Origin of the sequence: Paenibacillus rubinfantis, assembly GCF_001486505.1 — a bacterium.
GTDB lineage: Bacteria > Bacillota > Bacilli > Paenibacillales > Paenibacillaceae > Fontibacillus > Fontibacillus rubinfantis.
Map to the genome: position 1 here is coordinate 558,498 of NZ_LN909065.1, position 20,616 is coordinate 579,113.

General features: G+C 51.0%; 11 protein-coding genes and 1 pseudogene. All 12 read right to left on the reverse strand.

The annotated features are described in order from the left end of the window. Nucleotides 1–67 precede the first annotated feature (67 nt). On the reverse strand, nucleotides 68–1,831 hold the full coding sequence (locus BN3277_RS14060) for a sensor histidine kinase (RefSeq protein WP_059043646.1): 1,764 nt from the start codon (nucleotides 1,829–1,831) through the stop codon (nucleotides 68–70). Then, nucleotides 1,824–3,410, reverse strand: coding sequence for a response regulator transcription factor (locus BN3277_RS14065; RefSeq protein WP_059043648.1), 1,587 nt, complete (start codon nucleotides 3,408–3,410; stop codon nucleotides 1,824–1,826). Before BN3277_RS14065 ends, BN3277_RS14060 begins: the two co-directional genes overlap by 8 nt. Nucleotides 3,411–3,564: 154 nt before the next feature. After that, complete coding sequence (locus BN3277_RS14070; protein WP_059043650.1) at nucleotides 3,565–5,769, reverse strand: stalk domain-containing protein; 2,205 nt, start codon at nucleotides 5,767–5,769, stop codon at nucleotides 3,565–3,567. 207 nt (nucleotides 5,770–5,976) lie between these two features. Beyond that, a pseudogene (gene nagZ, locus BN3277_RS26425) lies at nucleotides 5,977–7,540 on the reverse strand (beta-N-acetylhexosaminidase). Nucleotides 7,541–7,552: 12 nt separating this feature from the next. Next, nucleotides 7,553–9,160, reverse strand: coding sequence for a response regulator (locus BN3277_RS26245; protein WP_059043652.1), 1,608 nt, complete (start codon nucleotides 9,158–9,160; stop codon nucleotides 7,553–7,555). Next, entirely contained in the window at nucleotides 9,135–10,979 is a 1,845-nt protein-coding gene (locus BN3277_RS14090; RefSeq protein WP_059043654.1) for a cache domain-containing sensor histidine kinase, read from the reverse strand. Before BN3277_RS14090 ends, BN3277_RS26245 begins: the two co-directional genes overlap by 26 nt. A gap of 51 nt (nucleotides 10,980–11,030) precedes the next feature. Next, nucleotides 11,031–11,858 carry a carbohydrate ABC transporter permease gene (locus tag BN3277_RS14095; RefSeq protein ID WP_059043656.1) on the reverse strand — a complete coding sequence of 276 codons (828 nt, stop codon included), beginning with the start codon at nucleotides 11,856–11,858 and terminating at the stop codon, nucleotides 11,031–11,033. Beyond that, complete coding sequence (locus tag BN3277_RS14100) at nucleotides 11,858–12,742, reverse strand: carbohydrate ABC transporter permease (RefSeq protein ID WP_059043657.1); 885 nt, start codon at nucleotides 12,740–12,742, stop codon at nucleotides 11,858–11,860. The genes BN3277_RS14095 and BN3277_RS14100 overlap by 1 nt, the downstream gene beginning before the upstream one ends. A gap of 86 nt (nucleotides 12,743–12,828) precedes the next feature. Continuing rightward, complete coding sequence (locus BN3277_RS14105; protein ID WP_059043659.1) at nucleotides 12,829–14,220, reverse strand: ABC transporter substrate-binding protein; 1,392 nt, start codon at nucleotides 14,218–14,220, stop codon at nucleotides 12,829–12,831. Nucleotides 14,221–14,429: 209 nt separating this feature from the next. Further along, nucleotides 14,430–15,170 (reverse strand): pyruvate formate-lyase-activating protein, encoded by a 741-nt coding sequence (gene pflA / locus BN3277_RS14110; RefSeq protein ID WP_059043661.1) that lies wholly within the window; start codon nucleotides 15,168–15,170, stop codon nucleotides 14,430–14,432. Between the two features lie 124 nt (nucleotides 15,171–15,294). Then, entirely contained in the window at nucleotides 15,295–17,562 is a 2,268-nt protein-coding gene (gene pflB, locus BN3277_RS14115; RefSeq protein ID WP_059043662.1) for a formate C-acetyltransferase, read from the reverse strand. Nucleotides 17,563–17,809: 247 nt separating this feature from the next. After that, nucleotides 17,810–20,425, reverse strand: a complete 2,616-nt coding sequence (gene adhE / locus BN3277_RS14120; protein WP_059043664.1) for a bifunctional acetaldehyde-CoA/alcohol dehydrogenase — start codon at nucleotides 20,423–20,425, stop codon at nucleotides 17,810–17,812. Nucleotides 20,426–20,616: the final 191 nt, after the last annotated feature.

Below are 20,616 nucleotides of genomic sequence, written 5' to 3' on the forward strand. Positions count from 1 at the left end.
CCTCCCACAATCTTTTTGTATCCGCTTACACCGTGATCTTATCACCGCTAGATATGGGGTTAAAATGTCACAACCCGGTTATTTTGCTCATAATTCGGCTGTCTTCGGTCGTAGAGTTCCCCTCCTCGACGGTAAAAGGGAGGTGAATCCTTACTTCCGTCCCTTCGCCTGTAAAGCTCTTAACCTCGAGGCCGGCCTGTGCACCATAGTGAAAGTTCAGGCGTTCCCGAATATTCGTGAGTCCGATTCCGGTAGAGGCCTTCGGAGGAGGAAGCGCCGTTTGGGAGGTGCTGATACCGATCCCATTGTCGATGACGGACACCTCGATCCCCCGGTCCGTTCTCTGGGCCGAGATCCCAATCCAACCTTGCCGTTCGGAGGGGAATATCCCGTGATAAAGCGCATTTTCAACAAGCGGCTGCAGCAACATTCTTAAGACCTTGCAGGGCATAAGCACTTCCTGGATGTCCCATTCGATCCGAAATCGTCCCGGATAGCGGCAGTCTTGGATGGCAGCGTATTTTTTCACCAACTCCACTTCTTCCTCCAGGGTCGTAAACCAGGCATCATCGCCAATTTTAATCGTGTTCTGCAGAAGATGGATCAATGAGGCGGTCATGTCGGCTACCTCCTTTGTCCTCCCAGCATGCGCTAAATAAATCACCGTATTTAACGTGTTATAAATAAAATGAGGATTCATTTGCGATAACAATAGTTGGATTTGCATATTGCGTTTTTCCTTCTGTTCCTGCACAAGGGATTCAATCAGCGAGTTCAAATCCTTCATCATTCGGTTAAATCCAAGCCCGAGCAGCTCCATTTCGTCTCCGCTTCGGATATGCAATTCGGTGTTCAGGTCGCCTGCGGATACCCGTTTCATCGCTCGAACCAGCTTCGAGATCGGCCGAGTCAGTTGCACGAGCAGCGGAAGCAGGATCATCATGACGACAATCAGGCTGACAGCCACAATCAGCGTGTAAAAAAGCAGAAGCTTGTTTACGTGCTCATACAGGCGAGATTTAGAGATAACCGCGACTTGTCTCCATCCTTCCCCCACGGAATCGTCTACGATTTCGATATACTTCCCATCTCCCAAACCGATATCGGTCCAACGAGTCTCTCCAGGGCTGCTATCAAACAAGGGTACCCCGTCTTGATTCAAGAGAAGCAGACGTTCGAAATCCCTGTTGCTCTGCTCAAATAAGCTCGCCAGATCTTTTTGGTTGAAATCCAGTACCAGGTAGTACCTCTCGTTTAGATCGTCTTTAAAGTTCCTGTAATTCACGATATAGCTAATCACCTGTTGCCTTCGGTTAAGAAATATGAAGTCATGCGGATCCGAAAATCGCGACTCGCTGCGCCCCATCCGATAATCGGCAAACCAAGCCTGGTTTAGATAGTCTCTGTAATAGCTGTCATATCCTTGATAATTGGAAAACACCTCGCCGTCCGGCCGGATAATCATCACGTTCAATAAGCTGGAATTCATCACAGGAAACAGCTTTAGCTTCTCCCTAACCTTATTTTTCTTAAAATAGCTCTGTTCGTACGTATCGTTTGGATCTTTGACCATCAACACATTCACCTCGGAATCGCTGATGATATATTCCGCCGTTTCACGTAATTGCTCTTGCATGCGATTGATAAAGGAAGACGTCTGTTCCAGTTTCGTCGTATTGTCCCGGACAGCTTGCTCCCGCATGATATCCTTGACGTACGAATAAGTGACCCAACTGCTGATGAGCAGCGACGAGGACAGGATCAGAGCGCATGCGGCAATGATTTTCGTGCGAATGCGAGCGCGCATCTTAAATCCGGATAAGTTACTCATTGCCATCCTGTTTCCTTTCCGAGAACTCCAGCGGATGCTGTCCGGTCACGCGTTGAAACACTTTACTGAAATAATGACTGTTGCGGTAACCCACTTTTTCGGCCACCTCATATAACTTGTATTGGCCTGTCACCAAGTAGCGTTTGGCTTTCTCCATGCGAACCTCCGTTAAATAGTCCAGGATCGTGCGGCCGGTTTCATTTTTGAAGCAATGCCGCAAGTGGTCACCGCTGATTGCCAGATGCTCAGCGATTTGTTCGATGCTTAGATCTTTAGCGTAATGCCGGCGAATGTATTGGATCGCTTTCCTGACCTTCGCCGAATAGATGTCCCCATGCTCGTCCTCCATCATGGCTCGGAACTGGTTTTTGAACCAACGCGCGATTCCGGACAGCGAACTCCAATCTTCAGTGCCTTCAATCTCTATGTAAGATTCATTGCGAAATGCCTGCCTTCCCTTGCTCGTACGAAGCCGATCCAGCTCCTTGGACAAATCATTGCAGACCTTCCGCAATCCCTCAAGTTGGGCGGTTGTCTTGACGAGAGCAAACATAGTTTCGATCCCCTCTTCGACTTCGGCAAGTCGATGCTCCTCCACATCATGGACGAATTGATACATCCGCGCTTCCCAATCTATCTCCTTGCGAACCGCTGTTGGGACAGCGCCTTCCTTTTCTTCGGAATACATCATGACGTTGTCCATCCCCGTGAAAATTCGCAGATCCAGCGCCTTGTCCGCCCACGTCGCAGCAGGAAACAGCCCAGTCGCTTCCTGAAACACGAACGAACATGCGACGGATACGGTACCTCCTAAAGAAGATAAATGCTCTGAATAAGCTTGTTTAAAATACGTGCTCCACTGAAAAAGCTCCTCGTGTTGCCGCCTCCGGCTGACCATACCGTCAAACCCAAGCAATACGCCGACCCGAGTTCCCTCCGTCGCAAACGTCTCCATGCAGCGATAATTCGTCCCGTCCTCGACCTCCCATGTCATCTGAACGCCCGTTTCTTGTCTGACCGCAGGTTGACCCACGACTGGATAGGGAGTATCGATCTCCAGAGCAATGTACACGTATTGGGATCCAAACGCTGCCATATAGTTAGCAAGCGCTTTCATTTCTTCGTTCGAAAGTTCATTCCCTGCCCTCGCCTGCTCAAGCAACGTCTTGCTCATTTTTCTTTGGATGGCCTTATCTTTGTCGATGGTATACCGCAACTTCTCCAGCTCCAGCATTAAGGACTCCGACGTTAATTCGTGCTTCACCCAGTAATCGTGTACACCAATTCGCAGCGACCGTTTGACGTATTCGAATTCCTTATACGAGGTAAGAATCACGATCTTGGCTTGACTTCCGGCTTCCGCCAGCCACTCGCTCAGGATCAAGCCATCCACGCCGGGCATCCGAATATCCACAAAGATCAAATCCGGTTTCAGCTTTGTCGCCAATTCCAACGCTTTCCGCGGATGCACGGTCTCTCCCGCCACCGTATACCCCAGTTCTTCCCAACGGACCAAACGCTTCAAATGCTCGATGGCCAAAATCTCATCGTCGACAATCATCACCTTCAAGTGGTTCACAGGCTACCCGCTCCTTTCTCCCTGCTTTCTTTCAACTTACAGGAGAAAGCGAAATCGCACAATTGATTTCATGCGTAACTTGATGGAGGATCTTCGGATTTTGGACGTAAAAAAACACGGCGCTCCCGCGCCGTGCCTTCATGTTCACTTATGCTTATTCGCTTTTCTTCTCCGGCATTTGCTGGAACAGCAGGTTGACGGACAAGTTGCTGCCTGGAGCCGCCGTAAAGATTAGATCCACGGTTTGCTCGCGCTCTCCGGTGCGGAACAACACGGCGTTCTCGTTCGGCGCGCTGAGTCCACCGGAACTTGGTAAGCCCACGATATTGCCGTTCACCATAATCGATCCCATATAGTTACCTCCGCGTGGGTTAAACGTGATGAGCGTGTTCGGCGCGACGCGGTACAGCTTAATCCGATACAGGACGCCGAAGTTGCCGGCGTTCATTCGATATTCCCCAGTTGGACCGTCGTAACCGATCAGGAACGGGTCGCTGGAGTTATCGCCAATTAACAGCCGGGTTGGCGTATTACCGATCAGGTCGGTGACTTCGATGTTGCGATTGGCTTCCATATAAGTGCCACGATTATGGACATCCGGTGTTAAATTCCCCAGATAAGGTAACGTCTTAAATGGATCCTGCTCCTGACCGACCATAATAACCGTGTAATTTAACGTATGATCACTATACAAGTCAGCGAACAACGAGATGACATCGCCTTGCTTCATCGCTGTCGCGCTAAGCTCGTTCAGGATGATCTTGCTTTCCCCCGGAGCAAACCATGTGTCCTTATATTTGTTGCCGGTCTGCATCGATTCATAGTAACGCACAACCGATGCTTTTCCTGCCGCCGTGGCGTAATTGCTTGGACCGCCAAAGCCCAGATTGCTCTGCGTCAGGCGGGTCGTTTCGCTGTTGTTGTTTGTAGCGATCACGTACATTTTGACCGTTTTTCCCGTCGCATTGGCATGATGGATCATGAAGCGCGTATTCCCAATCGCGGATTCCTTGTACACGATCCCCTTGGAATAGACGGTTTCCGGGCTGTTGCTGCGAATCAACGTCACCGCATCGGAAGTGAAGGCGTATTTGATCCGTTCCCAGCTTGGAACTTGTGTGCCGTCGAACGTATATTCTTCGCCGACCGGTACAAACAGCTTGTTGAATTCATCCCGCGTATAGAGCGTCTCGTTCGTAATCGTAATCGTCTTCTCCACAGTCGAATACAAGCCGAATTTATTGACAACCTTCAAGCGAATGGTCATTTGCCCCGGCGTAAAGAAGGCCAGCTGTTTATTTTCCCACACGCGTTCGGTGATGCCCACTTCATCCGTACTAAGGTCGGTATAAGTGATCATTTCACCCATTTTGTAGGTGTCTTTGTCCGTTGTAAAATTCGCCACCGGCGGGGTATGCGGTTTGCTGACATGAATCGTCAGTGTAAACGGATTACTCCATTGGCCGCTGGAATCCTGAACCCGGTAGCTAACGGTGTAATCCCCCGGCGTCGTGAACATATCCTGACGTCCGATCCATTCTTCGTTTACGATCGGAAGTCCGATCGGCGAGGAAGCATTGGTCACATATTGAACCTGCGTTTCCCCTGCAATCACTTCTTTATTGCCGATCGTAAATGAAGCTGTCGGCAGCGTGTTCAAATTGACGATGACCCGTTTGCCAACCGAATCATACGAGTATGAGATATTTAAGGCCTTCGTGATCGCCGTTAACGGCACCATGAAGTTATTTTGGGCGGAATAGGATTTCCCCCGCATGGTTTGCGTTACGCCGTTCACCTTATAGGAGGTTGTGTTTAATTTGAACCGAAGCTCATCGTTGCCTCGCAGAATAATCGTTTCTTTGGTTGTATTGTCAAAAGACAGCTGGAATCCGGCACGTTCCACAATCGCTCGGATGGATATGTAAGATACGCCGTCCTTCACTTCCATCGGATAACCGGCAAGGTATTCCTTCCCGTCTTGATACATCTTCTTGCTGTTCACCATCAGAATCAATTGGCCGGAGTTGCCTTGGTTCAGTACGCCTTGGTCCGCAGGCGGTGTAACCGGACTCGTTGGCGGTACGGTTTCGTCACCGGTTTCTGTTCCTTCCTGGTCGTCTCCCGGAACCGTATCCCCTGTAGGAGTTCCCTCATTCGTATCCGGCACACCTGACGAATCGCCCGGTAGCATGGTGTCGGCTGGATCGATTATCGTCCCGTTATCTGCTGTTTGCTGTGTTACAGTCGACGAATCGACGCTGTTCCCTTGCCCGATTTCCTCCGCGCTAGCCGGAAGCACCATGGCGATTTGTGAGGCTATCAATATCGTGGTGATCAACAATCTCTTTAAATTCATGCTTAAACTCCCTTTACTCTCCCATTTTGTCTAGCTCCCATTCATTCACAATGTATTAAACGCAAGTAAAAAGGAAAAGTTGCTGACACGCACCACAATAAATTGCCAAATGCAGTCGTTTGCTGCTGTGTTTTCCTTTATTTTTTGACAAATCCCCGCAAAAAACGCCCGGAAATCACTCCCGGGCGTTACCAAATCCCCTTCTATTTAGGCTTGGATCAAGCTGACGGGCAACACACCCTGAGGCTGCAGCTCGCCGACCAAAACCTGGGCCGCCGCATCCAAGGAAAACGGACGGTTCTCGTATAAGCATAAGTACGTTTCGATCTCCGAAAACGCGTTTAAATCGTATGGATTTCGCGTAGACACGACGATAACCCGTTTGCCTGAAAGCTGCTGAAGTTGACGCACCAGCGATTGCTGGCCTTCGGGGATGCTGCCCTCTGCCGTATAAGTGGCTACAACGATCTGGTCGACCTCTTGGCTCCGTTCCAACACCGCGGCAATCTCCTCGTTGTCGGGCTGCGTCCCAATCACCGCCAAGAGCACCTGACCATGAAGCGGCTGCAACGCATCCGCCAGCGTATATTGATGCACCGCCGGCTCATCCACCTCGGTGCGATGCCGCAGCTCCGGCCAGACGACCAGCACCGGCTGGTCGCTCTCGAGCGGCAGGCGGTCCGCACCCTTCACGAGCGTCACGCTGCGCTCCGCCGCTCGCCGTCGTCCCATACCCGGGCTGCTAACAATAAATCAATCCATACCTATTCCAATTCTGAAATCTCAACCGATCATATACACCTGTCTTAGATTCACATCTGGATGTGTATAAAAGACAGGCGTCGGCCACCCGCTCGATCGCTGCCCGCTGGTCGGCCAGCGTGTGGCTCACAAGCACGAGGTCCGCACCAGCTTCGATCGCCTGCACCGCCCCTTCGGCGATGCCGTAGTGCCCCGCGATCGCCTGCATCTCCAGACAATCGGTGACGATCAGTCCGCCGAAGCCCAGTTCTTCACGAAGCAAGCCGGTCAGCACCCGGTGCGACAACGTCGCCGGGATCTCTTCCGGCTCAAATGCCGGGAAGATCACGTGCGCCGTCATGATCGCATCGACGCCCGTCGTTATCGCTTCCCGGAACGGCGCCAGCTCGACCTGGTGCAGGCGCTCCTTCCCGTGCGGGACGCTGGCCAAGCCGCGGTGGGAATCCACCGCCGTATCCCCGTGGCCGGGAAAATGCTTGGCCGTCGCGATCACGCCTTGCGCTTGGTAGCCGCGCACCGCCGCGGCTCCGTGGACGGCCACAAGCTCCGGCCGCTCGCCAAACGAGCGCACGCCAATCACGGGATTGGCCGGATTATTGTTGACGTCGACGCAGGGCGCAAAGTTAAAGTTAATACCGAGCTGCAGCATCTCCTTCGCCGCCAATTGCGCTACTTCCTCCGTCAACGCCGGATCATCGGCCGCCCCCAGCGCCATATTGCCGGGAATGCGGCTCATCCCTTCATGATCCAGCCGGGCCACCATACCGCCCTCCTGGTCGATTGAGATGAAGAGCGGAAGCTCCGGCTTGCGGCGAGGCAGCCCTTGCAGGCTCCGCGACAGCTCGGCGAGCTGCTCCACCGACGCAATATTGCGCCGGAAATAAACGACGCCGCCAACATGATAACGTTCCACTAACGTACGAATCTGTTCGTCCGGCACCAAGCTATGAAAACCGCAAATAAACAGCTGCCCAATCTTCTCCTCCAACGTCCATGCCTTCAAATCCACAAGCTGTCCCCCTTAAGATACGTTTGATTCCTTCTGCCGGAAATCCGACGGCGTCATGCCGGTATATTTCTGGAAGACCTTGGTGAAATACCGCCGTTCTTGATAGCCAATGGAGGTCCCGATCTGCGCGATCGAACGCTCGCTGCTGCGCAGCAGGCATTTGGCCATCTCCATCCGCTGCTTCGTTAAGTACTCCACAAACGTTTCGCCAAAATGGTTCTTAAAAAGCAGACAGAAATAGCTGCTGCTGATCCCAAGATAATCGGCGATATCCTCAATTCCAAAATCTCGACCGAGATGGTTCTGGATATAGTTCTGCGCGGACATCATCAGCAGCTCCGTGGACTTCTTCGCCGACAGGCAGCTTCGCGAATGCTCGATCAGCGAAACGATCAGCGACAGCAGCTCCATCAGGCTCATCGGCTCCTGCAGCCGCTGCCACAGCGCTTCTTCCTGCTCTCGCGGCAGCATTTGCAGCTCGCGCATTTCGCGCAGCAGATGGATCAGCAGATAGTGCATCAGCTTCTCCGCTGCACCGGCCCGTTGTTCATCCAAGCCACCGATGTACGTTTTCAGCTCTCCGGAGATACGGTCCAAAACCTCCTGACTTCCGTTACGCAACCCGGTTCCAAGCTGCTCGATCCAACCCCACTGCAGCTCCATGGCATCGGTACCGGAGCGGGCGTCGTCCGCCGGTGCCGTGTCGACCCTAACGAACCCTTCCTGCACCGAACCTAAAATCAACCGATGCTGCAAGCGATGGTACAAATCCGATAATTCTTGAAAACGGTGAGGCTGTGCGGACATGCACATGCGTACCGGCAGCTCCTCCTTGCTGTGGATCAACTGCCGGATCCGCTCAAATCCAGGCACCAGCGCCTCCTCCTCAACCGATTGATCCGATTCGGTGACCGGAAACACCATACACCATTCTCCCTCACGGATTTGGAGTACGGTCAAGCCGGCAAGCACCGCACCAAAGGTTTCTTTTAACACATGCTTGATGTGCAAGTTCCAGGCTTTACGCTCATGGAGCGTCCAAGCGATTGAACGATGAGAATACCCTTCCAGATCCATCAGAAGCATGGCGTAACGCCGTTGCTCGACTTCACCGTCCTCGTCGTCCCATAACAGCCCTTCTCCTTCCGCTTCCTGTCCCAACAAGGAATGCAGCAAGAAGTTTTCATTCGCCAGATCCACCACCTGATTTAGCCGCTGCTCCTTGTTCAGGTTTTTGCGTTTCTCACGAATCTGCTTGGCAACGCCCCGAACCGTATCCTCCAGTTCAAAATAATTGATGGGCTTACAAATATAATCCTTTACCCCATAGCGGAGGGCAGTTCGAGCATACTCAAATTCCTGATAGCCGGTCAACAGCAGGATTTCGCAGGGAATTCCCAGCTCGCGGACCTCCTGCAGCAGTTGGATGCCGTCCATCACCGGCATGCGGATATCGCTTAAGATCAAGTCGGGACGATGTATCGAGGCCATCTCTAACGCTTCCTTTCCGTTCTTGGCCAGCAAGACGGATTCGAACCCCATTTCTTCCCAAGGCAATACCTTCGACAAGTTCGTGAGAATATGAATTTCATCGTCAACCAGCAACGCTTTTAATCTCATCGTTATCACCCGCCCCATATCTTGGTATCACACACTGAATCGTCGTCCCATACCCGGGCTGCGAACAAATAAACAATCCATACCTGTTCCCATACTGGAATCTCAACCGATCATATACACTACGGAGTCCCAGACCCCGGCGTTCATGATTGGGATACGGCGCCATGGACCGATAGGTCGGATCGTCCAGATCCGCGTATTGAATCTTTGCCAATTGCTCGTTGGTCATCCCAATTCCGTTATCTTCAATCCGCAGCAGGATACGGTCTTGCTCCATTCTCCCCGTGACCGTGATCTTGCCTTTATAATCGATACCCTCAAACCCGTGCTGAATGCTGTTCTCCACAAGCGGCTGCAGGGTTAATTTCAAGAGCAGACAATTCATCATTTCATCCGGAAGCTCGATCGAATACTCGAACAGCTCTTCGAATCGAAACTTTTGAATTTCTAAATAACTCCGCAGATGCTCGACTTCCAGGTTTAACTTGATTTCCTCTTTATCTTGAATACTGATTCGCAAAATACTCGCCAATCGCAGCACCATTTCACTTACTTTGCGTCCCTCGTTCTGAACCGCCAACACGTTGATCGACTCCAGCGTATTAAACAGAAAATGCGGCTTAATCTGAGCCTGGAGGACGCGCAACTCCGCATTGGCTTTCTGCAGCTGTTCCCTTTTGACTTGCTCGAACAGCTCGTTGATTTTATCCATCTGGTTGTTGAAGCCTTTTTGCAGCAGAAGCAGCTCGTCATCGCCCTTCTCATCCACCCGTGCATGGAGGTCGCCGCTCTCGACCTTGCGCATGAACCGCACGATCACGCCGATCGTCCCCGTAATTCGGTTCATAAACAACAGGTTAAACAACATCGCCGTCAATACGCATACGCAGATAATCGCGACAAACCATTTGGCAAAGGTCGTCACCTCTTGCGATAAATAGCTCCAGGAGGTTACCGATACGAGGCTCCATGGGTAATCCTGCAATTTGTAGATCGAGATCACGCTCTCTTGGCTGTTAAACTTCCCTTTAAAACTCCGATATCCGTCGCCGAACTCCCATTCCTTCGGTAAGAATGAGCCGATAGGCTGACCGTCCAGCTCCGATTGATAATCGTAGAGAATCAGGCCCTTGTCGTTAACCAGCATAAACCGGGTATCCCGCATTTGGCTGCCCAGCTTCAGGTTCTGAAAAATCTTCTCGAACTCCCAGTTCTTGATTTGCACCACCAAAACGCCAACCCGTTCCAGATTGCTGAGCTCCTTAATCAGACGAATCTGCGTAAACACATTGTCCGAGCCGGTCAATTCCGGGTATTCGTGCGGAGCGATCCATTTGGGTTGGCCGTTGAGGGCCATCACGTCATTATATAAAGGATGCTCCTTGAATTGCTCATAGGGCAGCGTCTCAAAATTTTCCTTGTTAAAGATGGCGATGACATTGGATTTCCGGCCCCCGTGAATGTTGTACAGAAACGCATAGTCGATCGCCGGGTGACTGTACAGCAGGGACCGGAAATTCCGCTGATTGGCGTTCAGCTCCAGCTGGCTGGTGGCCGTCAAATCCTGAGTATCCGGATCCTTGGCCGATAAAGCAGCCTGGAACACCCCTTTGGCGATGCCGTTATCCGTAACGTTATCCATCTCCTGAAAGACGTTCTTGATGCTGTAGCCGATCGCCTTCAGCGAATATTCCGCCTGCTGGCTGTATTTCTTCTCGATCGAATTAAACGTGATTAAGAACGTAATGATGCCAAGGACAAATAAAGGAATAATGACTAACCCTAAAAAGGCGGTAAACAGCTTAATACGCAAATTCATCGGCGGCAGCTCCCAATTGCTAAGACTAACCTTATTCTAACACGCCTCCGTCTATCCTTTAACGCTGCCAGCCGTAACGCCTTCAATTATTTTTTCCTGGAGGATGGCATAGATGATCATGACCGGCAGCACGCTGAACACGATCCCTGCCGACATCTGTGCGTAGTTCGTGTTGTACGCATCGCGGAAGCCAACCATGCCCACCGGGAGCGTACGCAATTCTTCACTGGACAGAAAATAGTTCGCCAGCAAAAATTCGTTCCAGTTGCCGAGGAAATTGATAATAAACACCGTTACGATCGCCGGTACTGTCAGCGGGAGCATAACTCGGAAGAACATGCCGGCCGAACCTAAGCCGTCCATTACCGCGGCTTCCTCGATTTCACCGGGGATGGAGCGCATAAACGCCGCCAAAATGATCACCGAAAACGGAATTGCGTTCGCTACGTAAGGTAAAATTAACGCCATATGCGTATCGAGCACGTTCAGATTGCGCATCATGCCGTAAATCGGCAGCAGCAGCGAGTTGTTGGGAATCAACATCCCCAGCAGGATGAGCTGGAACACGATGGCGCTGATCCGGTTGAACCGCATACGCGTGACGGCAAACGCCAGCATCGCCGCAAACAGGATGGAAAGACATGCCGACAATACGCCGATGTACAAGCTGTTAAAGAAAAAGGTACTGATCTTGGCGTTTACCCAAGCATTGACGTAATTGTCGAAAATGATCGACGACGGCAGGCCAAATGGATTGGATGCGATCGCCTGGTTATCGGTTTTGACCGAGGAAAACAACACGAACAGAAATGGATACAAAATGATGAGCAGATACGCCATCAGAAACAGATGTGGGATCGTCTTTTTTAGCACTCTCATCAGTATTCAATCCTTTCTGTGCGTCGGACCACGAGGATTTGGTACAAGGCCGTAATGATGATCGTAAATACGAAGATGAGCACGGCGATGGCGTTACCGAAACCATGGCGGAAGCTGGTGATCGCGTAGCGGATCATATAGGTCGCCATAACGTCTGTTGAACCGGCCGGCCCGCCTTTGGTCATCACGAGCACGATGTCGGCCGCTTTCATCGCACCGGCCACCGACAGCATGACTACTACGCTGATGATCGGCATGATCAACGGGATCGTGATTCTAAACGCCCGTTGGATGCCATTCGCTCCGTCAATCGCCGCAGCCTCGTCCAGCTCGCGGGGGATCGCCAAAATTGCCGCCAGCACCATCACGATGTAGAATCCTGTCCACTGCCAAGCATTCGTGATAAGGATGGAGATCATCGCCCAATTCTTGTCAGACAGCCAGTACACCGGAGAAATGCCGAACAACCCCAGCAACTCGTTCATCAAACCGTAATCCGGGTTGTAGATGAACCCCCACAAAATGCCGATAACGGCGGTAGACATTATCGAGGGCATAAAGACGGCTGTCTTGTAGAGGCCTTTCAGCTTCTTGACGTTGGCAATTAATAGAGAGAAGAAAACGATCAGCGGAACTTGAATTAAACAGGAAAACAAAATGAAATACACATTGTTCCGTACCGATTTCCAAAAGGCTTGATCCTCAAATGCCATCACATAGTTGTCCAAACCGATGTAATTCATATGCTTGGAAATGCCGTTCCAGCTGGTAAAGCTGTTGTTGATGGCCGTAAAGATCGGATAGATGAAAAAGGCAACAAACAAAATTAATGCCGGGAGAACAAATAAACCATAAATCAGAGGACTTCTGAGCGCTTTGTTCATGCCAATACCTCCGTAGTTGGAAGCAAGGGCGTCCCCAGGACCGCTGCCGGCGGGTGACGCCCTTGCTCAATGATCATACTAAGCGGTTATTCCGCTGCGGCATTGGCCGCCTCTTGCGCCGCTTGCACATTTTCCAGCATCTTCGCCGGTTCGATTTCGCCGCCGATGATTTGTTGGATGCCCATACTAAGCGCTGTGTTGACTTCGGCTTGCACCAACGCGTCAAACGCCGGGAAGGAAGTGCCGATTTCGCTCACCGCTTTGAAAATATCCTGCATCAACGGGTCGTCGGACGCCGTTTTCATCTGCTCCAGATCCATCTTCATGGCCGGCAGTACGCCATCTTCCTTCAAGCCGCGCAACTGCATTTCATCCGTCCACATATTCTTGATGAACTCCTTAACGGCAGCGAGCTTGCGCGGATCCTCCGCAACAGCGCTGGAGAAGCCGTAACCGTTGTTGGCGTCCTGCATCACGACCACCGGATCGCCGGCGTTCACCGGCGGCATGTTGAAGAAACCGATTTTGCCGACCATATCGCCGGCTTGAGCCGGATCGCGGAAGACGGAGTTGGCCCAGGAGCCGTCCATCATCATGATCGCTTCGCCCGTAATGACTTGGTTTCTCATATCCGCGTATTCGAAGCCAAGCTCGCCTTTTTTGTAATATCCTTTTTGCACCCATTCTTGATGTTTAGCGATCGCCTTGACCATATTCTCGTCGGTCCATTTCGTAGTACCCGTCTTGAATCCGTAAGTGATTTCCGGTCCGGCGTAATACGACCACAGGTTGTTGGTCGTCATCAGCGGAATCCAAGCATCCTTAGAGGATTGAGCAAACGGGATCTTGCCGTCCGCTTTGATCTTCTCGGCAAGCTGCTCCAGTTCGCCAAGCGTCTTCGGCACCGTTAACCCCTTGGATTCGAAATAATCTTTATTGTAGAAGTACCCTTCGATCGAACCCCCGATCGGCAGGCCGTACACTTTGCCGTCCAAGGTAAACGGATCCAGTGTCGTAAATTTATCTTTAATCCCCAATTCCTCGATGATTGGCGTTAAGTCCAGCATCAAGCCTTCTTTTGCATACAGCTGGGCATCTGGACTGCCAAATACGTCGAAGATTTCCGGCGGTTTGCCGGCGGCCATTTCGCCCCGCAGCTTTTCTTTGCGGTTTACTTCAGAATCTACCGCATCCAGTTTGATGGTTAGGCCCGGTACAGCAGCTTCCGTTTGTTTGACGACGTCTTCCAGCATCGCTAGGCGGAATTTCTTCGATTCCCCAACCTGCGTGTGGCGAATCGTAATTTCAAACGGATCATTATTCGTTTCCGTTTCCGTTTCCGTCCCCGCATTCGACGTGCCTTGACCTTCATTTGCAGGGGCAGCGTTCTTTCCGTTGTTGCCGGAATTGCCGCAGCCCGCTAGCAGCGCGGATGCGATAAACACAAGAGACAGCAGCAGCACTAAACTCTTCCTCATGTTTTCTAGACCCTCCTCAAACTCGTTTATGTGATACACCCTCATTATAGAAAGCGCCACCACCTTTGATAAGGAGGACATTTTTCTATTAAGGGGATAATATCATCTAAATCGCAAAATGAAAACGGTTAAACCTAACATGCACTGAAAGGTTTAACCGTTTTGGATGGATTGGTTTGATTTTTATGTTAGACATTATGACATGAAGTTTAGAGTTTCGCTGCGGTTTGCTGCTCCCCTTCGCGAATCAACTGATGGGCTCGTTCGATCTCTTCATCCGTTGGGGAAGGAACACCTTCCAGCGGGTAAGCCCAACCGAGCTCCTGCCATTTGTAAACGCCCATTTGGTGATACGGGAGAATTTCGAATTTCTCCACGCCTTTCAGACTGCCGATAAATCGCCCAAGCTCCAGCAAATCCTCCTCATCGCCATGGATCCCGGGTACGTAAACGTGGCGGATCCACATTTTACGATCATGGTCGGACAACCAGCGGGCGATCTTTAACATCCGATCATTAGGCTTGCCGGTCAGCTTGATATGCTTCTCATTGTCGATATGCTTCAAATCCAGCAGGACCAAATCGGTGACGTCCAGCAAATCGCGGATCTTGTCCCCATCGTTATACCCGTTCGTATCCAGCGTTGTATGAAGGTTCCAGCGTTTCTTCACTTCTCGGAACAGTTCCGTTACAAACGGCGCCTGCAGCGTCGCTTCACCGCCGGATACCGTAAGTCCGCCGCCCGAGGTACGGTAATAGTTCAAGTATGGCTCGATTTCGGCGAGAACCTCTTCTACGGTCATTTCTTTGCCTTCCGTCAGACTCCAGGTGTCCGGGTTGTGGCAATATTGGCACTGCAGCAAGCAGCCCTGCATAAAGAGTACGAAACGAATTCCCGGCCCGTCTACCGTTCCGAAAGTCTCCAATGAATGTATGCGCCCCTTAAGCATCTTTCGTCACCCTTTCATGGTAAGCCGTCCGATAAAGGAATGGGGAGAAAGGCGATCAGGCCTAACTCCCCATTCGTTCGTGCAGCTTCAATTGTTGCTGCCTGTTTGTTTGCAGATAGGTTGATTACATTTTACCATGGAATGTCCGGTTGATTACATCCAGCTGTTGTTCACGAGTCAGCTTGATGAAGTTCACCGCATAACCCGATACCCGGATCGTCAGTTGCGGATAGTTTTCCGGATGTTCCATAGCGTCAAGCAGTTGTTCACGGTCAAATACGTTGACATTCAGGTGATGCGCATGGCTGCCGAAGTATCCGTCCATCATCGAAACGAGGTTCGATTTACGGGCTTCTTCTTCTTTACCCAGTGCTTTAGGCACGATCGAGAAGGTATTCGAGATGCCGTCCAAGCTGTGCTCATAAGGCAGCTTCGCAACCGAGCTCAAGGAAGCAAGTGCGCCCTTCTTGTCACGGCCGTGCATTGGGTTCGCACCCGGAGCAAACGGTTCGCCTGCTTTACGTCCGTCAGGCGTTGTACCTGTTTTCTTACCATATACAACGTTCGAGGTAATTGTCAATACCGATTGCGTCGGCAGCGAGTTGCGATACGTTTTGTGCTTGCGGATCATGCCCATGAACGTTTCAACCAGCTCAACAGCAATTTGGTCAACGCGATCGTCATTGTTACCGTAGCAAGGGAATTCACCCTCGATTTCGAAATCTACGGCAATTCCGTTTTCGTTGCGAATCGGTTTGACTTTAGCGTATTTAATCGCGCTAAGCGAATCGGCTGCAACGGACAAGCCGGCGATACCGCAAGCCATCGTACGGAGAATGTCGCGGTCATGCAGCGCCATTTCGATCCGTTCGTAGCAGTATTTATCGTGCATGTAATGGATTACGTTCAGCGTATTGACATACAGCTTAGCCAGCCATTCCATCATCGGAACAAAGCGTTTCTTCACTTCGTTGTAGTCGAGATATTCCGAGGTAATTGCCGGATATTCAGGGGCTACTTGAGCTCCGGATTTCTCATCCTTACCTCCGTTGATCGCGTACAACAGGGCTTTCGCCAAGTTCGCACGAGCGCCGAAGAATTGCATTTGTTTCCCGATTCTCATCGCGGAGACGCAGCAGGCGATCCCGTAATCGTCGCCGTAGATCGGACGCATCAGATCGTCGTTTTCGTATTGAATCGAGCTGGTTTCGATCGATACCTTCGCGCAGTATTTCTTGAAGGCGTCAGGCAGTTGTTCCGACCAGAGTACCGTCAGGTTCGGTTCTGGAGCCGGACCCAGGTTGTAGAGCGTGTGCAGGAAGCGGAAGCTGTTCTTCGTTACCAGCGTCTTCCCGTTCACCGACATCCCGCCAATCGATTCCGTTACCCAAGTTGGGTCACCGCTGAACAGTTCGTTGTATTCAGGGGTTCTCAGGAACTTCACGATACGCAGCTTCATTACGAAATGGTCAACCAATTCTTGAGCCGTTTCTTCGGTCAACGTGCCTTCAGCCAAGTCGCGTTCGATGTAAGCGTCAAGGAACGAAGATACGCGTCCGAGGGACATGGCAGCACCGTCTTGTTCTTTGACGGCAGCAAGATAACCAAAGTACAGCCATTGGAAAGCTTCTTTCGCATTGTTCGCCGGTCTGGAAATGTCGAATCCGTACATTTCGCCGAGTTGTTTCAATTCGCTTAAAGCGCGAATTTGTTCGGAAATTTCTTCGCGAAGGCGGATTACATCCTCATCGATGACGTCCACTTCAAGCGAATTCAATTCTTGTTTCTTTTGCTTGATCAAGAAGTCTACTCCGTAAAGCGCTACGCGGCGATAGTCCCCGATGATACGACCGCGGCCATATGCGTCAGGAAGACCTGTGATGATCCCGGCTTTACGCGCTGCTCTCATTTCCGATGTATAAGCATCAAATACGCCTTGGTTATGCGTTTTGCGAATTGTTGTAAACAGGTTTACGATTTCAGGCGGCAGATCAAATCCATAAGCTTTGCAGGAGTTGATAACCATGTTGATTCCGCCGAAGGGGTGAATCGTGCGTTGGAAAGGAGCAGAGCCTTGAACGCCTACGATTTGTTCCTTCGCTTGATCCAAATATCCGGGAGCATGGGAAGTGATCGTGGATGGCGTGTTCACGTCTACATCCAGGACCCCGCCGGCTTCCCGTTCTTTCACGGACAGCTGCGATACGATATCCCACAATGCTTTCGTGTTGGCTGTTGCACCTTTCAAGAAGGATTCATTGCCTGCATAAGGATTGATGTTGCTTTGGATAAAATCGCGAGTATCCACTTCTCTCATCCATTTGCCAGGTTTGAAGCCTCTCCATGCGTTTTGCTCTTTCGTTTCCGTTACTTCTCTTTCGATCACCGACATCTTTATTCCCTCCATTTATATAGTGGTCGCGGTGTGAAGGATATATCCCGCGCCTCATGATCCCTTTAAATTTGTGATACTTTTCACAACTCAGACAAATATTGTGCCCGGCCATTGACCGGGGTTCCACTCCATCATCTCTATGAGGGATCATTTATACTGTAATCATAGCTTAACCGCCCTAAAAAGATTGTGACAAATATCACATTAAGTGATATTTGTCACGTTTTCATGCAAGGCTGTTCACTTATTCTTCAAATCTTCCATAGAAGGCGTCGCGGTATACTTCGGCCAGCTCGCTAACCAGCGGCAGCTTCGGATTCGCCGTTGTACATTGGTCTTCGAATGCACGGTCCGCCAGGTAATCAACACGCGATTCGAAATCCTTCGGATCGAAGCCAAGCTCCTGGAACGTTTCCGGAATTCCCAGCTTCTTGTTCAGGTCGCGGATCGCTTTGATCAAGCTCTTTACGCCTTCTTCCGTTGTGCGTGCCGGCAGACCCAGGATGCGGGCGATTTCTGCGTACCGCTCGTCAGCCACGAAGTTCGTGTATTTCGGCCATGCGGCGAATTTCGTTGGTTTCTTCGCATTGTAGCGGATGACGTGCGGCATCAGGATCGCATTGGTGCGTCCATGTGCCGTATGGTATTGACCACCCCATTTATGCGCCAAGCTGTGGTTGATGCCGAGGAACGCGTTGGCGAACGCCATCCCTGCGAGCGTCGAAGCGTTGTGCATTTTCTCGCGGGCCAGCTTGTCGCCGGTCAGCGCCGATTTCTCCAGGTATTGGAATACCAGCTGAATCGCTTTGATCGCCAAACCGTCCGTATAGTCGTTCGCCATGACCGAAACGTAAGCTTCGATCGCATGGGTCAGCACGTCCATACCCGTGTCGGCTACAGCCACTTTCGGCAAGCTGTATACGAACTCAGGATCGATGATTGCTACGTCTGGCGTCAACTCGTAATCGGCCAGCGGGTATTTCGTGTTGCCGTTGATTTTATCCGTAATTACCGCAAACGAGGTGACTTCGGAACCGGTACCCGACGTTGTCGGAATCGCAACGAATTTCGCTTTTTGACCCAGACGTGGGTATTTATAGATCCGTTTACGGATATCCATGAATTTTTGCTTCAGGTTATGGAAGTCGGTATCCGGATATTCATAGAACAGCCACATGCCTTTCGCAGCATCCATCGGCGAACCGCCGCCCAAGGCGATGATGCAGTCCGGTTGGAACTTGGCCATCAGCTCGGTACCGCGTTCGACTGTCGTAGTCGACGGATCCGGTTCAACGTCCGAGAAGACTTCGATGGCAACCGGCGTTTGGCGTTGGCGCAGATAGTGCTCAACTCTTTCGACATAACCGAGCTTCACCATCATTGGGTCGGTAACGATCAGCACGCGGGAAATGTCCGGCATTTTGGCCAGGTATTGCGTCGAGTTTTTCTCAAAGTAGATTTTGCTAGGCACTTTAAACCATTGCATATTCACGGTACGACGATTCACCCTTTTCACGTTGATCAGATTGATTGCGGTGACGTTCGACGAAGTCGAGTTACGACCGTACGATCCGCAGCCCAGCGTCAGCGACGGCAGGTTCGTGTTGTAGATGTCGCCGATACCGCCCTGCGAGGATGGTTGGTTTACCAGGATCCGGCAAGTTGGCAGCTTATCCGAGAATTTTTGGATCACTTCTTCATTGTTCGAATGAATGACCGAGGAGTGACCCATACCGCCGAATTGAACGACTTCCAAGGCACGTTCGATCCCTTGTTCCGCGTTTTTCACTTTGTAGCAAGCGAGCACCGGGCTCAGCTTCTCAGCGGACAACGGGAATTTCGGGCCAACGCCGTCGATTTCGGCTACGAGAATTTTCGTTCCAGCCGGGACATCGATCCCGCACATTTCTGCGATTTTTACGGCCGGTTGGCCTACGATCGCAGGGTTCACTGCACATTTATCGGCAATGATGGCGCCTGCGGTCAGCTTGGCAGCTTCGTCTTTATTTACGAAATAACAGCCGTTGGCGATCATTTTCTTCTTCACTTGGTCAAAAATCGGCTCTTCGATAATTACCGCTTGCTCGGATGCACAAATCATACCGTTGTCGAACGTTTTGGACAGAATCAGGTCGTTAACCGCTTGATCCAGATCAGCGCTCTTCTCAATGAAGCAAGGTACGTTACCAGGGCCAACGCCAAGGGCCGGTTTTCCGCAGCTATAAGCGGCTTTTACCATCGCGGAACCGCCGGTAGCCAGGATGCAAGCCACGTCCGGGTGATTCATCAGCGCGTTCGTGCGGTCCATGGAAGGATTTTCGATCCATTGGATACAGTCCGCAGGTGCCCCGTGTTTAACGGCAGCTTCGAGCAATATTTTAGCGGCTTCCGTGCTGCAGGCTTGAGCGGATGGATGGAAACCGAAGATGATCGGGTTGCGTGTTTTGATGGCGATCAGAGATTTAAAGATGGTGGTCGACGTTGGGTTCGTGACCGGGGTAATCCCCATGATGATCCCAACCGGCTCGGCGATTTTTTGGAAGCTGTCGTAAGGATTGTCTTCGATGACGCCTACCGTTTTGTCGTACTTGATGCTGTGCCAGATATACTCGGTCGCAAACATGTTCTTAATGATTTTGTCCTCGTACACCCCGCGGCCGGTTTCTTCAATCGCCAGTTTTGCAAGATGCATGTGTTTGTCGAGCCCTGCCAAAGCCATAGCTTGCACGATGTTGTCGATTTGCTCTTGATCCATGCTCATGAATGCTTCGGATGCTTTCTTCGCTTTGTCAATCAAGGTCTGAATGTAATCTTGTGCGGTTGCCTGTGCTTTTGGAGCCACTTCGTTTTTAACGGCCATCTCTCTCATCCTCCTAAGATTTATTAAGGATTTGCCTGCAAATAACGGGTGATATTACTCGTGAAAATTTTCACTTGCAAGCCTGCCCTTACGAAGCTTGTGCGCTTCTCTTTATGTCTTGATCATAGCACAGGGTTTTGTCTTTGTATAGTGAATTTTTTCACATACTTTAAAAAAGTTGAAAGTTTTCA